Origin of the sequence: Streptomyces kanasensis, assembly GCF_043077165.1 — a bacterium.
Classification (GTDB): Bacteria; Actinomycetota; Actinomycetes; order Streptomycetales; family Streptomycetaceae; genus Streptomyces; species Streptomyces changanensis.
Map to the genome: position 1 here is coordinate 123,145 of NZ_JBIBSF010000012.1, position 18,886 is coordinate 142,030.

At 76.9% G+C, this 18,886-nt stretch carries 14 protein-coding genes; 5 read left to right on the forward strand and 9 right to left on the reverse strand.

Annotated elements, in window-relative coordinates; translation table 11 throughout:
• Positions 1 to 53: 53 nt before the first annotated feature.
• Positions 54 to 476: a VOC family protein gene (locus tag ACF053_RS26765; RefSeq protein WP_391956331.1), complete on the reverse strand. Its 423-nt coding sequence runs from the start codon at positions 474 to 476 to the stop codon at positions 54 to 56.
• Between the two features lie 779 nt (positions 477 to 1,255).
• On the opposite strand from ACF053_RS26765, the gene ACF053_RS26770 reads away from it, so the two are divergent.
• The 3 genes from ACF053_RS26770 to ACF053_RS26780 all read left to right on the forward strand — a co-directional run bounded on the left by ACF053_RS26770 (position 1,256) and on the right by ACF053_RS26780 (position 7,583).
• Positions 1,256 to 3,934, forward strand: coding sequence for a DUF7825 domain-containing protein (locus ACF053_RS26770; RefSeq protein WP_391956332.1), 2,679 nt, complete (start codon positions 1,256 to 1,258; stop codon positions 3,932 to 3,934).
• Positions 3,935 to 4,010: 76 nt separating this feature from the next.
• A complete protein-coding gene (locus ACF053_RS26775; RefSeq protein WP_391956333.1) occupies positions 4,011 to 5,528 on the forward strand; it encodes a GNAT family N-acetyltransferase in 1,518 nt (505 codons plus the stop codon).
• Between the two features lie 363 nt (positions 5,529 to 5,891).
• A complete protein-coding gene (locus ACF053_RS26780) occupies positions 5,892 to 7,583 on the forward strand; it encodes a DUF885 domain-containing protein (protein WP_391956334.1) in 1,692 nt (563 codons plus the stop codon).
• Positions 7,584 to 7,725: 142 nt separating this feature from the next.
• Here ACF053_RS26780 and ACF053_RS26785 read toward each other — a convergent pair whose 3' ends face one another.
• Entirely contained in the window at positions 7,726 to 8,283 is a 558-nt protein-coding gene (locus tag ACF053_RS26785; protein WP_391956335.1) for a rhodanese-like domain-containing protein, read from the reverse strand.
• Between the two features lie 94 nt (positions 8,284 to 8,377).
• Here ACF053_RS26785 and ACF053_RS26790 point away from each other — a divergent pair, with 94 nt between their 5' ends.
• Positions 8,378 to 8,824 (forward strand): Lrp/AsnC family transcriptional regulator, encoded by a 447-nt coding sequence (locus ACF053_RS26790; RefSeq protein ID WP_391956336.1) that lies wholly within the window; start codon positions 8,378 to 8,380, stop codon positions 8,822 to 8,824.
• Here ACF053_RS26790 and ACF053_RS26795 read toward each other — a convergent pair.
• The 4 genes from ACF053_RS26795 to ACF053_RS26810 all read right to left on the reverse strand — a co-directional run bounded on the left by ACF053_RS26795 (position 8,814) and on the right by ACF053_RS26810 (position 14,662).
• Positions 8,814 to 12,092: an AAA family ATPase gene (locus ACF053_RS26795; RefSeq protein ID WP_391956337.1), complete on the reverse strand. Its 3,279-nt coding sequence runs from the start codon at positions 12,090 to 12,092 to the stop codon at positions 8,814 to 8,816. The genes ACF053_RS26790 and ACF053_RS26795 overlap by 11 nt on opposite strands.
• On the reverse strand, positions 12,089 to 13,267 hold the full coding sequence (locus tag ACF053_RS26800) for an exonuclease SbcCD subunit D (RefSeq protein ID WP_391956338.1): 1,179 nt from the start codon (positions 13,265 to 13,267) through the stop codon (positions 12,089 to 12,091). The genes ACF053_RS26795 and ACF053_RS26800 overlap by 4 nt, the downstream gene beginning before the upstream one ends.
• Before the next feature lie 342 nt (positions 13,268 to 13,609).
• A complete protein-coding gene (locus ACF053_RS26805; protein ID WP_391956339.1) occupies positions 13,610 to 14,236 on the reverse strand; it encodes a YigZ family protein in 627 nt (208 codons plus the stop codon).
• A 21-nt stretch (positions 14,237 to 14,257) separates the two neighbouring features.
• Positions 14,258 to 14,662, reverse strand: coding sequence for a DUF3291 domain-containing protein (locus tag ACF053_RS26810; protein WP_391956340.1), 405 nt, complete (start codon positions 14,660 to 14,662; stop codon positions 14,258 to 14,260).
• Between the two features lie 230 nt (positions 14,663 to 14,892).
• On the opposite strand from ACF053_RS26810, the gene ACF053_RS26815 reads away from it, so the two are divergent.
• The gene (locus ACF053_RS26815) at positions 14,893 to 15,306 is read left to right on the forward strand and encodes a CoA-binding protein (protein WP_391956341.1); all 414 of its coding nucleotides are present in this window, start codon (positions 14,893 to 14,895) and stop codon (positions 15,304 to 15,306) included.
• Between the two features lie 431 nt (positions 15,307 to 15,737).
• Here ACF053_RS26815 and ACF053_RS26820 read toward each other — a convergent pair whose 3' ends face one another.
• Genes ACF053_RS26820 through ACF053_RS26830 form a run of 3 tightly spaced genes read right to left on the reverse strand, consistent with a single transcriptional unit; the run spans position 15,738 to position 18,878 of the window.
• On the reverse strand, positions 15,738 to 16,937 hold the full coding sequence (locus ACF053_RS26820) for a sugar ABC transporter permease (protein ID WP_391956342.1): 1,200 nt from the start codon (positions 16,935 to 16,937) through the stop codon (positions 15,738 to 15,740).
• Positions 16,934 to 17,716 (reverse strand): ATP-binding cassette domain-containing protein, encoded by a 783-nt coding sequence (locus tag ACF053_RS26825; RefSeq protein WP_391956343.1) that lies wholly within the window; start codon positions 17,714 to 17,716, stop codon positions 16,934 to 16,936. Before ACF053_RS26825 ends, ACF053_RS26820 begins: the two co-directional genes overlap by 4 nt.
• Before the next feature lie 25 nt (positions 17,717 to 17,741).
• Positions 17,742 to 18,878, reverse strand: a complete 1,137-nt coding sequence (locus ACF053_RS26830) for a substrate-binding domain-containing protein (protein WP_391956344.1) — start codon at positions 18,876 to 18,878, stop codon at positions 17,742 to 17,744.
• Positions 18,879 to 18,886 lie beyond the last annotated feature (8 nt).

The window sequence follows — 18,886 nt, forward strand, 5'->3', positions numbered from 1 at the left end:
CGGACGGGCCCGCGTGGCCCGGCGGGCGGCCGACGCCGCTTCCCTGGCCGGCCCTACGGGGCGCCGGGGGTGTTGGTCCAGGCGCGCTCGCACAGGACGAGCCGGTAGCCGTCCGGGTCCTCGACGGTCACGCCCCACTCGTTCCAGTACGGGTTGGGGGAGGTGACGCGGCGGCCCCCGTGCGCCTCCAGACGGGCGACGAGGTCGCCGGGGACGGGCTCCTCCAGGTACAGGACGAGGAGGTCCTCGTCGGTGGGGCGCGCCTCGGCGTGGCGGTCGGGGGCGCCGACCAGTTCGAGGTGCCAGGAGGCCCCGGGCAGGCCGAGCATCAGCAGGTCGTGGGCGCCGGGCTCGCCGTCCGCGGGCTTGCGGTACACGACCCGCAGGCCGAGCCCGTCGGTCCAGAACCGCTCGGCGGCCGCCAGGTCGCGCGACGGGCGGGCGACGCGGACGTGGGTGCGGGCGTGGACGGACACGGGTTCCTCCTGGTGTGCCGGTCCGCGCCGGCGGGGTGGGGGGCGTGGTGGGAGCGTAGGCCGCGGGCGGGCGGCCGGTCGATCGGCCCTTCGGCCTCGGCCGCCGGTCGCCCGTCTCCGGTCGCCGGTCCTCGGTCTTCGGTGGCCGGTCCTCGGTCGCCGGTCCTCGGTCTTCGGTGGCCGGTCTTCGGTGGCCGGTCTTCGGTGGCCGGTCCTCGGTCGCCGGTCTTGGTTCGTCGGTCTTCGGTCGCCGGTCCCGGTCGCCGGTCTCCCGTCCCTCTCCGGTCGTACGGGAGGCGGGGTCCGTGGGCGGTCGGATGTCCTCGGCCGCGGGTCCGGCCGGTGCCACGGGCCGCCGGGCGGGGGGTGGTTGGCGCCCGGGCGGCGCTGTCAGTGGTGGGGCCTACCGTCGGAGACATGACGCGATCCGTTCGGGCACTCGCCCACGCACGCCCGCCCGTCCCGGACTCCTCACGCCCGGGGCGATCACTCCTTCCGGAGACGTCGGGCGGGCTCATCCCGCACGGGACCGCCGGCGCCGGGGCGCGCCCCCGCTTCTCCTCCGGCCGGCTGACGCCTCCTCGGACACCGGCGCGGGCGCCGCTCGCCGTGGCCGACGCCGCCGTGGGCGAGCGCCGCCACCGGGTGCGGGAGGCGGACGGCGTCTCCGGCCGCACGTGCCGGTGGGGGGCGGGGCACCGGGCCGGGCACGGCCCCCGGGGGCACGCGTTCGCGGCGCGGCCGGCGCGCCGCGGTACGACGGTCGGCGGGGGTGTGCGGTGACGGAGCTGCTGGACGCGGTGCGACAGGGCCGGTTCCGGGACGTGCCCGGGCTCGTGAGGGGGCTCGCCCCGGCGGACCGGGCGGCCGCGCTGGGCGGGTTGAACGCACTGCGCGCGGAGGTGCGCGACTGGGGCTGGGGCCGCTGGGACGAGGGGTGCGCCGTCCAGCGGGCCCTCCTCGTGGCGGGTGCCGCCTGCCACGGCGACGCGGCCGCGGCGGGCGCGTGGATCGCCGCCCGCGACCTCCGGCGGTGGGTACCGGTCCCCCACGAGCAGGTGCTGGAGGCGGTGGCCGACCGGGACCCGGCGTGGCTGGGTGACCTGGCGCACCGGCTCGCGGGCCGCTCGGCCACGGCGCGGGACGACTACTCCCTCATCCGCGAGCTGGTGCGGCGCGCGGGGTGCGCGGTGCCGAAGACGGACGGCTACGTGCACGGCTGGGTGGACTCGCTGTCGCGGCGCGGGGCGCGGCCGGACCTGGTGTCCGACCCGCAGGCGCCGGAGCTGGTGCCCCGGCTGTTCGAGACGGCGGAGGCGGCCGAGGGCCTGGTGTGGCGCAAGGACTGGACGGAGGCGCTCGTGGCGCTGCCCGCCGCGGGCACCGTCACCCGGCCGGTCCTGGTGGACGGGTGCGTGTCGCGGCTGCTGCGCGGCGGCCGGCAGGGCGACGTGCGGTTCTTCCTCGGGCTGCTGTCGGCCCTGGAGCTCACGGCGGACGAGGAGCGGGCGCGCGCGGCCGACTGGGCTGCGCTGGCGGCGGACGCCCCGTCGACGGTGGCGGGGTACGCCCTGGAGGTGCTGTCCCGGCTGGCCGCGTCCGGTCACCTGCCGGTGCGGCAGGCCGCCGAGGCGTCCGCCTCGGTCCTGTTCCGCACGGAGAAGAAGCTGGTGCGCGCCCAACTGTCGCTGCTCGGCCGGATCATGCGGGACGACCCCGGCGCGGCCGGGGAGTTGCTGCCCGTGGTGGCCGAGCTGTTCGGGCACGAGGACACCGACCTGCAGGAGCGGGCGGTGAAGCTGGTGGGCCGGCACCTCGGCGCGGTGGACGCGGACGTGCGCGCCGTCCTGGTCGGTACCGCCGTCGAGTTGCTGAGCCCCGTGCACCGGGACCTGGCGGCGGAGGTGTTCGGGGGGCTGCCCGAGCAGGCCGGTGCGGACGGCCCGTACGAGGAGCTGCTGCCGCCCGCCCCGGAGCGGCAGCGCGTGGCCCCGGCCGCGGGGACGCTGCCGGAGCTGGTCCGGGACCTGGCCGTGGCGCTCCGCCCCGGCGAGCCGGACCCGATCGACGACGAGCGGGTGCTCGACGGGCTCGTACGCCACGCCCACGCGGACCCTGACGCGCTGCGCGAGGCGGTGTCGGCGCTCCTGCCGGGCGTGTGGTGGCGCGACGAGACGCGGCTCGGCCCGCAGCGGCTGGACGGGCTGCACCTCGTCCTGGCCGCGCTGCTGGGCCGGGTCGACCCCGGGGACCTGCGCCGCGCGCTGCGGCGGGAGGCGGCACCGGAGGCGTGCGTCCACGACCGCCTCGCGCACGTCCGGCTCGCGCGGGCGCAGGAGGTGGCACTGCGGGTGCGGACCGAGCCGCTGCCCTTCCTGCTGGCCACGCCCACCTGGCACACGGGGGCGGTGGACGCCGCCGAGCTGGTCGCGCGGCTGGCGGAGTACCGGCGGCTGGACGTGCGGCCCGCGGAGTGCGACCTCGCGCAGGCGTTGCTGCGCGTCGAGCGGAGGGGCCCGGGGACGGCCGCGGCCGCTGAGGCGGCGGCGGCGCTGGGCACCCCGGCGGGAGAGCGCCTCGGCGCCGCCCTGCTGGAAGGCCGGCCGGGGTACGGCCCGGGCACCCGCGTGGTCGTCGAGGCCGCGCGGGACGCCCGGGCGCGGAACGCGGGCCGCCCGCCCGTGGTCCGCGCGGCCGTGACGACGCCGGAGCCGCCCGGGATGCGGCAGTGGTTCCCGCCGGGGCTGCGGGCCCTGGCGCGACCCTTCGCGGGTACGGACGACGGCTGCCACTGCTGGGGGACGGTGAGCGGGCACCTGTTGACGGTGCTGCCCGAGGACCGGGAGACGCTCGCGACGTGGCTGCTGCCGCAGGTCACGCGCGCCGTCGACGACGAGGGGCGGGACGGCGCGCGGTTCCTGCCGGCCCTCGCCGAGGCGGGCGGTGAGGCGGGCCCCTCACTGCACCTCGTGCTGGCGTGCGGGCTCGGCGCGCGGCACTCGGAGGACCGGCTCGCCGCCGTCGACGCGCTGCTGGTGCTGGCGACGCGCGGGGAACTGGACCCCGCCCGCCTCGGCCGGGACCTGGCGGAGCTGGTCCGCCTCGGCACGGTGAAGGTGAACCGGCTGGCCGACGCCGTGCGCACCGCCGCGGCGACGGGCGCGTACGCGACGGTGTGGACGGTACTCGCGGCCGCGCTGGCGCCGCTCCTCACCGGTGGTGAACCGCCGCGCGGTCTGGGCGAGGTGCTGGCGGTGGCCGCGGACTGCGCCGAGCGGTGCGGTGACGCCCGGCACCTTCCCGGCGGGCCGCCGGAGGGGCTGGCCGGGACGGCGGCGCGGCGGGGGTCCTCGCGGCTCGTCGTCCAGGCGAGACGGCTCGCGGCGGCACTGGGGATAGCGGAACAACGACCGGCGCGTCGATCGACAGAGCCGCAAACTGCAAAAATCAACCATTAAACATGCAGATCCATGCTTAACCAGGCAGTCACAAAGCGTTCGTGATCGCGCAACACCACTGCGCGAGAGTGCTGCCATGACCGACACGACCCCCGCGACGACCGTCGCCCCCGCTCCCGCGCAGCGTACCCGCCGTCAGCACCACTGGCGGCGGGACCTCGTCGAGCTGGCCGCCCTCTTCACCGCCGTGGCGGTCGCGGACGCGATCGCGAACACCATCGCGCACGGTCCGGACGGGCCGTACCTGCTGGTCGTCTCCGCGGTGGCCCTGGTGGCCACGGCCGCCTTCCACACCTGGTGGGCGCGGCGGCACAGCCATGCCCCTCCCACACCACCCGCCACGACCACCCCGCCCACCACGGCCGCAACCACGGTCGCAGCCACAGGAACGGGAACCGTCACAGGGACGGTCCGCGGGACGGAGGAGACCGTCCTGTGGCGGATGCGGACCACCGTCCGCGACGCGCCCGGCAGCCTGGCCGTCCTGTGCGCCGCCCTCGCGGAGCTGCGGGTCGACATCCTCACCCTGCAGACCCACCCCCTGGCCGACGGCACGGTCGACGAGTTCCTGCTGCGCGCCCCCGAGCCGCTGCAGCCGGCCGAACTGACCCGCCGGGTCGCCGCGGCGGGCGGCGCGCACACCTGGGTCGAACGGGCCGACGCCCACGACCTGGTCGACTCCCCCACCCGGGTCCTCACCCTCGCCACCCGCACCGCCCTCGATGCCGCCGAACTCCCCCTCGCGCTGCGACAGTTGCTGGGCCGCTGCGCCATCCGCTCCCACCCGGCCGTCTCCCCGACCGGCCGCCCCAGCGAGCGCACCGCACCGGTGGAGGGCGCGTTGGAACAGGGCGACACGGTCATGCTGCTGCGCGACCCGTACGGCGGCGTGCTCACCGTCGAGCGCCCCTACCTGCCGTTCACGCCGAGCGAGTTCGCCCGCGCCCGCGCCCTCGTCGAGCTGGACGCGCGGCTCGGGCCGCGGGTGCCGCGCAGCCAGGACGTCCTGACGCTGCCCGAGGGTGGCGAGATCACCGTCCGCCGCGCCGACCAGGACGACCTGGAGGCCGCGCGCGCCATGCACGACCGCTGCTCCGAGCGCACCCTCGGGCTGCGGTACCACGGCCCCGTCGCCGACGCCGACCGCTACCTCGGCCACCTCCTCAGCCCGCGCTTCGGGCAGACGCTCGCCGTCCGGTCCGCGTCCGGCCGGCTCGTCGCCCTGGGGCACCTGCTGTGGGACGGCGACGAGACCGAGGTCGCCCTGCTCGTCGAGGACGACTGGCAGCGCCGCGGCATCGGCTCGGAGCTCCTGCGCCGCCTGGTGGGCCTCGCCGTGGACGCCGGGTGCGACAGCGTGTACGCGGTCACCCAGTCGTCCAACACGGGCATGGTCGCCGCGATGCGCGCGCTGAACCTGCCGCTCGACTACCAGATCGAGGAAGGCACCCTGGTGATCACCGCCCGGCTGCACACCCTGCACGCCGAACGTCACAAGTCGGCCGGGGACCACGATCGCCGCGGTCCGTACGCCGAGCGGTCCGCCGGGCAGGGTCCCGCCGGTCAGAGCGCCCCGCACCGGCCCCGGCCCTGATTCCCGTCCTGCGGGAGGGACACGATCCGGCCAAAGTCGGCCACCCCGCGAACCGGGCCGCACCTCCGCCCCACCCGGCCGGCGGCCCGCCCGCCACACGCCGGGACGGCCGGGCCGCCCCCGTCCCGCCGGCCCGGCACCCGGCCGGCGGGACGGTCCGGCCCGGCTCCGTCACAGGTCGCGCCGACCCCCGGCGCGCCCGGTCCCGGCGCCGCGCCGCGGCGGACGCACCGACGCCCCTCCACCCCCCGGCGGTCCGGCGCGGCGCACCGCGCGACCGGGGTGCGCGAGGGTCGCTCGTTTGTCAGCCGACTGTGATCGAATGAGGTGACGCGGGCGGCGGCCGCGTACCAGGATGGGGGCATGCCAGATACCCCCAGCAGCGCTCTTCCGCGACAGGTCGCGGACGCCTTCGTGGACGCCCTCGTCGCCCTCGACCCGGTCACCGGCACGTACCTGGGCGTGCGGGAGTGCTCCGCGCTCCTCCCCGACTTCTCCCCCGCCGGCCAGGAGGAACTGGCCGTCCTGGCCCGCGAGACGCTCGCCCGACTCGACGCGGCGGAGCTCCTGCCGGGGGCCGCAGGAGACGCCGAACGCCGCTGTGGGCGGCTCCTGCGGGAGCGCCTCACCGCCGAACTGGCCGTCCACGAGGCACAGGAGGGCCTGCGCACCGTCAGCAACCTCCGCTCCCCCGCGCACAGCGTGCGGATGGCGTTCACGGTGATGCCGACGGAGACGGACGAGGACTGGGGGGCCGTCGCGGAGCGGCTGCGCGCCGTTCCGGCCGCGCTCGACGGGTACCGGGAGTCCCTCGCGCTGGGGCTGGACCGCGGGCTGCCGGGCGGACCGCGCGCCACGGCCACCTTCGTGGACCAGCTGGGCAAGTGGGCCGGCAGCGCCGAGGGTGCCCGCGGCTGGTTCGAGGAGTTCGCCGCGGCCGGGCCGTCCGCGCTGCGCCGGGAGCTGGACGTGGCGGCGCGCGGCGCCACCGCGGCGGTCGCCGGGCTGCGGGACTGGATGCGCGACGTGTACGCCCCCGCCGTGGCGGACGCGCCGGACACGGTGGGCCGCGAGCGGTACGCCTGTTGGTCCCGGTACCACAACGGCACCGACTTCGACCTGGACGAGGCGTACGCCTACGGCTGGGACGAGTACCACCGGATCCTCGGCGAGATGGAGAAGGAGGCCGCCAAGATCCTGCCGGGCGCCGGCCCGTGGGAGGCGCTGGCCCACCTCGACGAGCACGGGACGCACATCGAGGGCGCGGAGGAGGCCCGGGTCTGGCTCCAGCGGCTCATGGACGAGGCGATCGACGCCCTCGACGGCACGCACTTCGAACTCGCCGAGCGGGTCCGGCGCGTCGAGTCGCGCATCGCGCCCCCGGGCAGCGCGGCGGCGCCGTACTACACGGGCCCGTCGGAGGACTTCTCCCGGCCCGGCCGGACCTGGCTCCCCGTCAACGGCGAGACGCGCTTCCCCGTGTACGACCTGGTCTCCACCTGGTACCACGAGGGCGTGCCGGGGCACCACCTCCAGCTGGCTCAGTGGGCGCACGTGGCGGACCGGCTCTCCCGCTACCAGGCGACGGTCGGCATGGTCAGCGCCAACGCGGAGGGCTGGGCGCTGTACGCGGAGCGGCTCATGGACGAGCTGGGCTTCCTCCCCGACCCGGAGCGGCGGCTCGGCTACCTCGACGCGCAGATGATGCGGGCGTGCCGGGTGATCGTCGACATCGGCATGCACCTCGGGCTGGACATCCCCGCGCACTCGCCGTACCGGCCCGGTGAGCGGTGGACGCCGGAGCTCGCGCAGGAGTTCTTCCAGCGGCACAGCAGCCGGCCGCCGGAGTTCGTCGAGAGCGAGATGGTCCGCTACCTGTCGATGCCGGCGCAGGCCATCGGCTACAAGCTGGGCGAGCGGGCCTGGCTGCTGGGCCGGGAGAACGCACGCCGGGCCCACGGCGCCGCGTTCGACGCGAAGAAGTGGCACATGGCGGCACTCTCCCAGGGCCCCCTCGGCCTGGACGACCTGGTGGACGAGCTGTCCCGACTCTGACGCCGCGCAGGCGGGGGCCGCGGGCGGGGCGCTGCCACGTCACGGCCCGGCCCGCGCCCGGCCGCGTGTCGGAGGCGCCCCGCCCGGCCCGCCGCCCCGGCCCGAGCCGCGGGCGCGGGCGGGGCCGCGGGCGCGGGCGGGGTCAGCAGCCGCAGGCGTCCGCGGCGACGGGTGCGGTGAGGGGGTCGGCCTCCCGGTGGCGCCGGCCCTCCCGGGTCTCGTACGGGAACCCCTCGCGGACCCAGTACTCGAAGCCGCCGAGCATCTCCTTCACCCGGAAGCCCCGTTCGGCGAGGGCGAGGGCGGCGCGGGCGGCCCCGTTGCAGCCGGGGCCCCAGCAGTAGGTGACCACCGGGACGGCCCGGTCGAGGAGCCGTTCGGCGTGCTCGGCGACGAGGGCCGTCGGGAGGTGGACGGCGCCGGGGACGTGCCCCTGCTCCCACGCCTCGGTGGAGCGCGAGTCGAGCACGACGAACCCGGGGTCACCGTCGGCGGCGAGGGCGGCGGCGACGTCGGAGACGTCCGTGTGGAAGGCCAGGCTCGCGGCGAAGTAGGCGGCCGCCGCGGAGGGTGCGGCGGGCGGCACGCGCAGCACCGGGCTGACGGCGGCGGCGGGGGACGCGGCGGGGGACGGGGCGGCGGGGGACGCGGGGTCCTCGGCGTGCGTGGTGGTCGCCGCGGGGTCCGTGGAGGTGGTCATGGCAAGGAATCTACGGTCGACGATCATTCCGGTGAAGTGACGATCCCCGGCCCGGCCCTTGAACCGCCGGGGAATCCCCTGCTATTCCTCGTCCATGACGGAACATTCACCGGACGCCACGGACTGGCGCATACTCCAGGCCCTCCAGGAGGAGGGACGGGCGAGCTTCGCGGAGCTGGCGCGGACCGTGTCGATGTCGGCGAGCGCCGTGACCGAGCGGGTCCGCCGGATGGAGGAGGCCGGGATCATCGCCGGCTACACGGCGGTCGTGGACCACGAGCGGCTGGGCCTCCCCATCCTGGCCTTCGTACGGTTGCGCTACCCGCACGGGAACTACAAGCCGTTCCACGACCTGCTGGCGACGACGCCGGAGGTCCTGGAGGCGCACCACGTCACGGGGGACGACTGCTTCGTGCTGAAGGTCGCGGCCCGTTCGATGGCGCACCTGGAGCAGGTGGCCGGCAAGGTCGGCGCCCTCGGCTCGGTGACGACGAGCGTCGTGTACTCGTCACCGCTGCGGCGCCGTCCCGTCAGCCGCTGAGGCCCGTCCCGGCCCGCAGCCGGACCCGGGAGCCGTCGCGGCCCTTGACGACCTCCAGCTGTGCGGGAACGCGGCGGCGCAGGTCGGGGACATGGCTGACGATGCCGACGCGGCGGTCCCGTTCGCGCAGCGAATCGAGGACGTCCAGCACCTCGTCGAGGGTCTGTTCGTCGAGGCTGCCGAACCCCTCGTCGATGAAGAGGGTGTCGAGGCGGACGCCGCCCGCCTCGTCGGTGACGACGTCGGCGAGGCCGAGCGCGAGGGCGAGCGACGCGAAGAACGTCTCCCCGCCGGAGAGCGTCGCCGTGTCGCGTTCGCTGCCCGTCCAGGCGTCGACGACGTGCAGTCCCAGGCCGGCGCGCCGGCCACCGGAGCGCGCGTCGGAGTGGACGAGCGTGTAGCGGCCCGACGACATTCGCTGGAGGCGCTCGGTCGCGGCGGCCGCGACCTGTTCGAGCCGGGCGGCGAGGACGTACGACTCCAGACGCATCCGCCGCTCGTTCTCGGCGGACGTGCCGGCGGTCAGCGCGGCGAGCCGGGCGACCCGGTCGTACTCGGTACGCAGCGGACCCAGTCGGCGCAGCTCCTCCACCACGCGGGCGGACAGCCGGTCCAGCTCGGCGCACCGTTCGCGGTGCGCCGCCCGGGCGGTGGCGGCGGCCCGGACGGCGCGTTCGGCGGCGTCCTGGGCGGCGAGGGCGGCGGGCACGTCGGGGGGCGGGCCCTCGGCGGCGGCGCGTGCGCCGTCCTCGGCGAGCCGGTCGGCCACGGCTGCGGCCTCGGCCTGCCAGGCGTCGACGCGGCGCTGGAGGTCGCGCTGCCGGGCGTCGTCGAGGAGGGCGTCCGCGGCGGCGCGCGGGGTGGCGAAGCCGGCCCGGTGGGCGGCGTCGGCGAGCCGCTCGTCCGCCTCCTCGAACCGCCTGGCGGCGGATTCGGCGGCGCGTACGGCGCCGGCGGCCGCGGCGAGGGCGGCGATGCGGCGCTCCAGCGCGGCCTGGCGCCGCGCGACCGTGTCGCGCCCGTTGCCGAGGATCCGGGCGAGCTCCGCCTCCAGGGCGGCCTGCTCCTGGTCGAGCGCTTCACGGCGTGACGCCCTGGCGGCGGCCCGCACCTCCGCCTGCCGGTGCTCGTCGAGGCGCCGCGTGTGCTCCCGCTCGGCCCGTTCGAGGGCTTCCCGGGCGGGGTGGGCGGCGGCGGCCAGCTCGTACGCCTCGGCGTGCCGCCGCTCCAGGTCGGCGACGACGTCGGCCAGTTCGGCGGCGGTCGGCCCGGCGACGGCGAGGACGGCGACGGCCGACCCGCTCCCGGACCCGGGCCCCGAGGCGGCCCCGGACCCGGACGCGGCCGCCGACCCGGTCCCGGGCGCGGGGGGCGCCGACGAGGACGCGGAGTCGGAGCCGACGCCGGAGGCGCCGGGCGCTGCGGCTGCTTCGGGCGGCCGGGGCGCCGCGGTCGCCTCGGGGGACGCGGCGGGGCGGGGCACGGTGGGGCGGGCGGCCGGGTCCCCGGGGCCCTGTTCGGCGCCGTCCGGGTCCGCCGCCTCGGCGGCCGCGGCGGCCAGGGCCTCAGCGAGGGCGACCAGTTCGCGTTCGGCGGCGGCGCGGGAATCGGCGGCGCGTGTGTGCGCCTCGTAGGCCGCCGCCTCGGCCGCGCGGTCGACGTGGTCGGCGGTGGGTCGGGCGGGGCGCGGGTGGTCGGCGGAGCCGCAGACGGCGCAGGGAGCGCCGTCCGCGAGGTGCTCGGCGAGTTCCGCGGCGATGCCCCGCAGGCGGCGTTCGCGCAGGTCGAGCCAGGTCTCGTGGGCCGTGTTGGCCCGGTCCCTGGCGGCGGTGAGGCCGGTTTCGGCGGCTGCCGCGTCCCGGGCGAGGGCGTCGCGGCGGCGGGCGGCGGCCAGTCGGCGGCGGGCCGGTGCGAGCCGACCGGCGAGGTGCTCGGCGCGGGTGGCGGCCTCGCGGGCGGCGTCGACGCGGTCGGCCAGGGCGCGGCGGGTCGCGTCCCAGTCGGCCAGCCAGGCGGCGGCCTCGTGGAGGGTCTCGTCGTCGGCGCGCGCCTGCCGGTCGAGGTCGGCGCGCTCGCGGGTGAGGAGCACGACCCGCTCCTCGGCGCGGCGGGCGGCATCGAGGGTGCCGAGCTCCTGGCGGTGTGCCTGTTCGAGGGCGGTCAGCCGGTCGGCGTCCGCCCCGGCCAGGTCGGCGGGGAGGACGGCCAGGGCCCGCGCGTGCGCGGCGTCGGCCTCGTCGTGGTCGCGCCGGGCGGCGTCGCGCAGGGCGAGCGGTCCGGCGACGCGCTCGGCCCGGCGCGCCTCGTCGAGCCGGGCCTGCCAGGCGTCCCGCTCGGGCCGGCGCGCGTCGAGGTCGGCGGAGCGGCGGCGGGCGTCCTCGTACCGGGCGCGGCGGGCGGCGCGGTCCCGGCAGGCGTCGAGCGCCAGGCGGGCGGCGGCCTGCCGGGACTCGGCGGCGGTGAGCGCGAGGTCGGCGGTGTCGAGCGCCTCCCGGGCGCCCGAGCGGGCGACCGCGGCCCAGCCGAGGACGGCCTCGGCGAGTCCGGGCTCCCCGGGCGCGCCGGCCGGCGCGGGCCAGTCGCCCGCGGCGTCCCCCGCGGCCTGCGCCATCCGGTGGGCCAGGGCGAGCAGCCGCTGGTCGCCGTCGCGCACCCGCTGTTCGGCGGCGCGGCGCAGGTCGGCGAGGCGTTCCTCGACGGCGGCGAAGCGGCGGGTGTCGAAGAGGCGGCCGAGGAGCTTGCCGCGGGCTTCGGCGTCGGCGCGCAGGAAGCGGGAGAAGTCGCCCTGGGGCAGCAGGACGACCTGGCAGAACTGGTCGCGGCTCATGCCGATGAGCTGGGCGACCTCCTCGCCGATCTCCTGGTGCGAGCGGCTGAGGCCGCTCCAGGTGCCCGTCGCGGGGTCGTACTCGCGCAGCCAGGACTGCGCCTTCTCGGTGGTGAAGCCGGTACCGCGCTTCTTGGGGCGGGGCTGGGCGGGCCGGCGGGTGATCTCCAGCCGGCGGCCGGCGACGGTGAGGTCGAGGAGCACCTCGGTGGCGGTGCCGGGCGCGGCGTGGTCGCTGCGCAGCGTGGCGCCGGGGGCCTGCCGGGCGCCGGGCACGGAGCCGTACAGGGCGAAGCAGACGGCGTCGAGGACGGAGGTCTTCCCCGCGCCGGTCGGGCCGTGGAGGAGGAACAGGCCGGCGGCGGAGAGGGCGTCGAAGTCGACTTCCTGCGCGGTGCCGAAGGGGCCGAAGCCGGTGACGCGGAGCCGGTGGAGCCTCACCCGCCCACCTCGCGCTCGCGTACGGACGCGTCGGCGCGGACGTCGGCGAAGGCGCCGTGCAGCGCCGCGCGCTCGTGCGCGTCGGGTGCGGCGCCGCCGCGGACGTGGGCCACGAAGTCCTCCGCGATCTGCTGGTCGGTGCGCCCGCGCAGCCGCAGGGCGTACGAGGGCGGTCCGTCGTCGCCCTCGGTGCGCTCGGGGTCGAAGACGAGGCCGAGCGTGTGGGGGAAGCGTTCGGCGAGCCGCGCCATGGGGTCGGCGGGGCGGGCGGGGTCGGTGAGGGTGGCCTCGACCCACGCGTCCTCGTACCGGGCGAGCGCCGGGTCGGCGAGGAGGTCGTCGAGCCGTCCGCGCAGGCGGGCGAGGGGACGCGGTACGGGGCAGTCGACCCGCTCGGCGGTGACGCCGCCGTCGGGGGCGAGGTCGACGAGCCAGGTGGTCTTGCGGTGCCGCCATTCGGAGAAGGAGTACGCGAGGGGCGAGCCGGAGTAGCGGACGCGGTCGGTGAGGGCCTGTGCGCCGTGCAGGTGGCCCAGGGCGACGTAGTCGACGCCGTCGAAGACCTCCGCCGGGACCGCGGCGACGCCGCCGACGGTGATGTCGCGTTCGCTGTCGCTGGCCTCGCCGCCCGCGACGAAGGCGTGCGCGAGGACGACGGAGCGGGTGCCGGCGGGGCGGCCGGCGAGGTCGGCGCGGACGCGGTCCATGGCGGCGGCGAGGACGGCGCGGTGACTCGTGGCGGCCGCGCCGAGCGGGTCGCGGGCCAGGGCCGGTTCGAGGTAGGGCAGCCCGTAGCAGGCGACGTCGCCGTGGGGCGGGTCGGGCAGCAGGACGGGCGTGCCGATGCCGGCGGGATCGGTGCGCAGGTGGATGCCGGCGCGCCGGATGAGGCCGGAGGCCACGCCGAGGCGGCGGGCCGAGTCGTGGTTGCCGGAGATCATCACGGTGGGGACGCCGGCGTCCGCGAGCCGGTGCAGGGCGGTGTCGAAGAGTTCGACGGCGGCGAGCGGCGGTACGGCGCGGTCGTAGACGTCGCCGGCCACGAGGACCGCGTCCACGGCGTGCTCGCGGACCGTGGCGAGGAGGTGGTCGAGGAAGGCGGCTTGGGCGTCGAGGAGGCTCACGCGGTGGAAGGACCGGCCGAGGTGCCAGTCCGAGGTGTGCAGAAGTCTCACGGTGCCGCTCCGCCCCCATCCGTCCCACTCGTCCGCCACCCGGGCCGGTAGGCAAGTCTGCCATCCGCCGGGGGTGGCTCCGGCCGTCGGGCCTCCGGACCTCGCCGTCGCCGGGCCACCGCCGCCGCCCGGCCTCGCCGCCGCCCGGCCGCCGCCTCCGGCCGGTGGCGCCGTGGCCGGGCCCGGGGAACGACCGCGGTGGTGGGAGCGGGTCGGGGCCCTGTCGGGACCCTGAGTGGCCGAGCGGTGGAGGCATGGGGCGGTGCCGGCGGGGGCGGTACGGGTCCGGGGGGCGGTGCCTGCGTGGGCGTACGGGTCGGGAGCGGGCGGGGCCGGTCGGGGTCAGTCCGCGCCGTACGCCTCGCCGCCGAGCTCCAGGACGGCGGTGCCTGCCGTCGCGTCGGCCAGCCAGCCACGGAAGGCGTCGACGTCCGCGTCCGGCAGGCCGACCCCGATGCGGACGGCGTCGGCGTACCGGACGTCGCGGACGGCCCGGCCGGCGGCCCGCAGGTCGTTCTGGAGCTTGCCGGCGCGCTGGTGGTCGACGGTGACCGTGGCGAGCCGGTAGCGGCGGCGCGTGACGGTGCCGAGCTCGTCGAGCGCCTCACCGACGACCCCGCCGTAGGCACGGATCAGCCCGCCGGCGCCGAGCTTCACTCCGCCGTAGTACCGGGTGACGACGGCGACGGCGTACCGGACGTCGCGCCGCAGGAGCATCTGGAGCATCGGCGCGCCGGCGGTGCCGCCGGGCTCGCCGTCGTCACTGGCCCGCTGGACGGCGGCGTCGGCGCCGATGACGTACGCGAAGCAGTTGTGGGTGGCGGTGGGGTGCTCCCGGCGGACGCGGGCGACGAAGTCCTGCGCCTCGCGCTCGGTCGCGGCGGGGGCGAGCGCGCAGAGGAAGCGCGACCGGTTGATCTCGGTCTCGTGCACGCCCTCGCGGGCCACCGTGCGGTACTGCTCCTGCATCCCGCCACCCTACGGGGTGGTTCACCGGCCGCCGGGGGTGGCGTCCTCCGCCAGGCGCCGCCACGCCTCGTCCCAGTGGACCGGCAGTGCGTCGGTGGTCGTCTCCCAGAAGGTGAAGGCGGAGTCCCGGGTCGTGGAGCGCAGCTCCTTCATGATCGTCCTGTGGGGCTCGGCACGGGCGTAGGCGTACAGGGCGTCGCGGTCCTGCCAGGCGGAGAGGGTGTAGAAGGTCCGCCGCAGCGGCCGGGCGACGAGCGAGGCCCCGTAGGCACCGGGGGCGGTGGCGACCTGGCGCCAGGCGGCGAACGACCGGAGGAGGAAGCGCGGCACGTCCGTCAGGGAGCGCACCTCGAAGCGCGAGGCCATGACGTAGGCCGGGCCGCTCGACGGCGGGGTGGTGGGCGTGGTCCAGGGGATCGTGGGCATGACGGGACTCCTCGGCGAGCAACGAATGGATAGCGGCACTACCTACAAACAGATAGTTACACTATCCGAGTGTGAGGGGAAGACATTCCTCCTCCCGGCCCGCCCGTTCCCGCCGGCGCCCACCGGGGTCCGGCACGGCGGACGCCGTCGGGGGAATGGCGGGCGGCCCGGCGCGGTTGCCCGCTACGAAGCGGCCCCCGGCAGGGGCCCGGACAGGTGGGAGAACGCACGTGTACGGCGACACGGAGACCATCCGCAGGATCCTGACCGAGACCGGCGACACCTGGGCCGTGGTCGGCCTGTCCGGCAACCGGTCCCGCGCGGCGTACGGCGTGGCCGCCGTGCTCCAGCGCTTCGGCAAGCGGATCGTGCCGGTGCACCCCAAGGCCGAGACCGTGCACGGCGAGAAGGGGTACGCGACCCTGGCCGACATCCCCTTCCCGGTGGACGTCGTGGACGTCTTCGTCCACAGCGCGCTGGCCGGGGGCATCGCTGACGAGGCGGTGGCGAAGGGGGCCCGGGCGGTCTGGTTCCAGCTCGGCGTCGTGGACGAGGAGGCGTGGGAGCGCACGCGCGCCGCCGGTCTGGACATGGTGATGGACCGCTGTCCCGCGATCGAGATCCCCGCACTCGGCCTGGCCTGACCTCCGGCCCGGACCACCCGCCGGACTCCCGGCCCCCGGACGGGGCGCACCCCGGGGCGGTCCCGGACCGACAGGCACGACCGGGGCGGTCCCGACCGGGGCGGGCCCGACCCGACGCGGACCCGACCGGGGCGGACCCGACCGGGGCGGACCCGACCCGGCACGGACACACCCCGACGAGGGTCCAAGCCGGCACGGGTCCCGCCGAGCCGGAAAACACCCGGCAGCGACCCCCGGCACGGCTCCCACCGAGCCGAGCCCCACCCTCGGCACGGCCCCACCTCGGCGCGTGCCCGCGTGCCGGCACGGGACCGACCCGGCGGCGTGCCCGCGTGCCGGCACGGGACCGACCCGGCACCGCCCCACCCCGGCGCGTGCCCTCCCGGCGCGGTACCGACCCGGCACGCGGGCACGGCCCGGCTCCGTCCCCGTCAGGCCCTGCCGTGTTCCCGGCGGGTGCGCCGCGTCACGCTGTCCAGGACCACCGCCGCCAGCAGCACGCAGCCGGTGACCATGAACTGGACGGCCGCCTGGATGCCCAGCAGGGACATCCCGGAGGCGATCGACTGGATGACGAGCATGCCGAGCAGGGCGGACCAGGTCGTGCCGCGCCCCCCGAAGAGGCTGGTGCCGCCGATGACGGCCGCGGCGATGGCGTTCATCAGCAGCAGCCCCGACCCGGACGTCTGGCCGGCCGAGGTGATGCGCGACGCGAGGAACAGCCCGCCGACCGCGGCCATCGTCCCCGACAGCACGAAGACCGACACCCGCACGCGCACCACGTCGATGCCGGCGCGGCGGGCCGGCTCGATCCCGCCGCCGAGCGCGTAGACGCTCCGCCCGTACCGCGTGCGGCGCAGGACGAGGTCGAGGCCGCCGACGACGGCCAGGAAGGCGAGCAGCGCCAGCGGCAGCCCCTGGAAGCGGTTGAGGACGTGCGCGGCGGCGAACGCCACGAACGCGACCGCCCCGGTCCGTACGGCGACCTCCGTGAGCCGCCGGTGCGGCAGGCCCGCGGCCCGGCGCCGGCGGCGGTCCCCGTAGTGGACGAGGAAGCAGACGAGGGTGCCGAACGCCGCCAGCGAGTAGGCCGCGGCCACGTCGTGGAAGTAGAAGCCGGTCAGCTCGGCGACGAGCCCTCCCTCGTCGAGGTTGACCGTGCCCCTGGTGCCGAGGACGTACAGCATCAGGCCGTTCCAGCCGAGCAGCCCCGCCAGGGTGACGACGAACGCCGGCGCGCCCGCCCGGGCGACGAAGGAGCCGTGGACCGAGCCGGCCAGGGCGCCGCCGGCCACGGCGACCAGGACGGCGAGCCACTCCGGCACGCCGCGCTCCACGTTGAGCACGGCGAACACGGCGGCGGCCAGTCCGCTGACGGAGCCGACGGACAGGTCGATCTCGCCGATCAGCAGCACGAAGACCACCCCGACGGCGATCATGCCGGTGCCGACGATGTCGACGCTGAGGTTGGACAGGTTCCGCGGGGACAGGAAGTTGGAGTTGAGGATCTGGAAGACCGTCCAGATCACGACGACGCCGGCGACGACCGGAAGCGCCCCGAGCTCGCCGCCGCTCAGCCGCCGGGCGAGGGCACCGCCGCCGCTCCTGAGGACCCGCCGGAGCGCGTTCACCGCTCCCCCCGGCGCGCGTGGGGGGGACGGCGGCCCGCGCCGTGGAGGGTGGTGACGCCGGTGACGGCCGAGATGATCTGCTCCTGCGCGGTGGTGCCCACGTCGAAGAACCCGTTGTTCCGCCCGAGGTGCAGCACGGCGACGCGGTCGGCGACGGCCTTGATGTCACCCAGGTTCTGGCTGATCAGCAGCACGCCCGTGCCCCGGTCGCGCAGCGACTCGACGAGGTCGAGGAAGCGGCTGGTCTGCTGGACGCCGAGGGCCGCCGTCGGCTCGTCGAGGAGGAGCAGCCGCGGTTCGCCGACGAGCGCGCGGGAGATCGCGACGGTCTGCCGTTCGCCGCCGGAGAGGGCGGCCACGGGCGCCCTCAGGTCCGGCTCGTGGATGGCGAGCGACCCCAGCAGGTCCCGGGTGCGCCGCTCCATCCCGACCTCGTCGAGGAGACCGGCCCGGCACGGCTCGCGGCCGAGGAACAGGTTGGCGACCACGTCGAGGTTGTCGCACAGCGCGAGGTCCTGGTAGACGGTCGCGATGCCGAGGGCGTGGGCGTCGTCGGGGCGTTTCATCCGGACGGGGCGGCCCTCCCACTCGACGGTGCCCGCGTCGGCGGGGCCGACCCCGGCGATCACCTTGACGAGGGTGGACTTGCCGGCGCCGTTGTCGCCCATGAGGGCGACGACCTCACCGGCCCTGACCTCCAGCTCCACGTCGTCGAGGGCCTGGACGGCGCCGAAGCGCTTGCAGATCCCGCGCAGCGACAGCAGGGGCGGGACCGACACGGCGAACCACCTCCTCTCCGCCCGATTACACGGTGAGTCCGGCCTCCGCGCACGCCGACGCGTACTCCGGGGTGCAGATCCGGGCGACGGTGTACATGCCGTCCCGGACGACGGTGTCCTTGATCGTGGCGGCCGTGACGGGTACCGGGGCGAGCAGCACGGCCGGTACGCGCCGCCCGGTGCCGTCGCCTGCCACGTGCGGGGCGACGGCGTCCAGCGGGTCGCCGCGGCCGAGTGCGACGGCCATCGCGGCGGCGGCCTCGGCCTGCGGCCCGAACGGCTTGTACACCGTCATGTACTGCTCGCCCAACAGGATCCGCCGGATGGCGGAGAGGTCGGCGTCCTGCCCGGTCACCGGCGGGAGCGGCCTGATGAAGTTGGCCTTCATCGAGGCGATGACCCCGCCGGCGAGTCCGTCGTTGGCGGCGTACACGCCGTCGATGTTCCCCGCGCCGAGCGCCGCGACGGCGCCGGTCATGTCGGTGTGGGCGATCTCCGGGCGCCACCGCTCCGTGTCGTACGACTTGCCGATCCGCACCTTGCCCCGCAGGACGTCCAGGGCGCCGCGCTCCAGCGCGGCCGCGTTCGGGTCGGCGGGGTCGCCGTTCACCATGACGATCTGTCCGCCGTCCGCGGCGGGGCCCATGGCGGTGAGGAGGGCCTTCCCCTGGAGCCTGCCGATCTGGCGGCCGTCGAAGGAGACGTAGCCGGAGACGGGGCCTTCCGCGAGCCGGTCGTAGCTGACGACGGGGACGCCCGCCCGGTCCGCCTTGCGTACCGAGGAGCTGAGGGCGCGGGCGTCGACGGGGTCGAGGACGAGGACGTCGACCCCCTTGGTGATCATCGATTCGACCTGGGCCTTCTGGGTCGCCACGCCGCCCTGCGCGTTGGCGTACTCCACGCCGCACCCGGGGCACAGCTGGAGGACCTTCGCCTCGAACAGCGGCCGGTCGAACGTCTCCCACCGCGCGGTGTGCGTGTCGGGCAGCAGGAGGCCGATCCTGGGCGTGAACTCCGTCTCGGGGCGCGGCCCGCCGTCCAGGTACGCCTGGTCGGCCGTACCGCAGGCGGCGAGGGCCAACGAGAGCGACAGCGCCGCGGCGACGGCGGGCCGGCGGCGGCCGCGCCGGCGACGCCGCCGCAGAGGGACCACGGGAAGCACGGGGACCA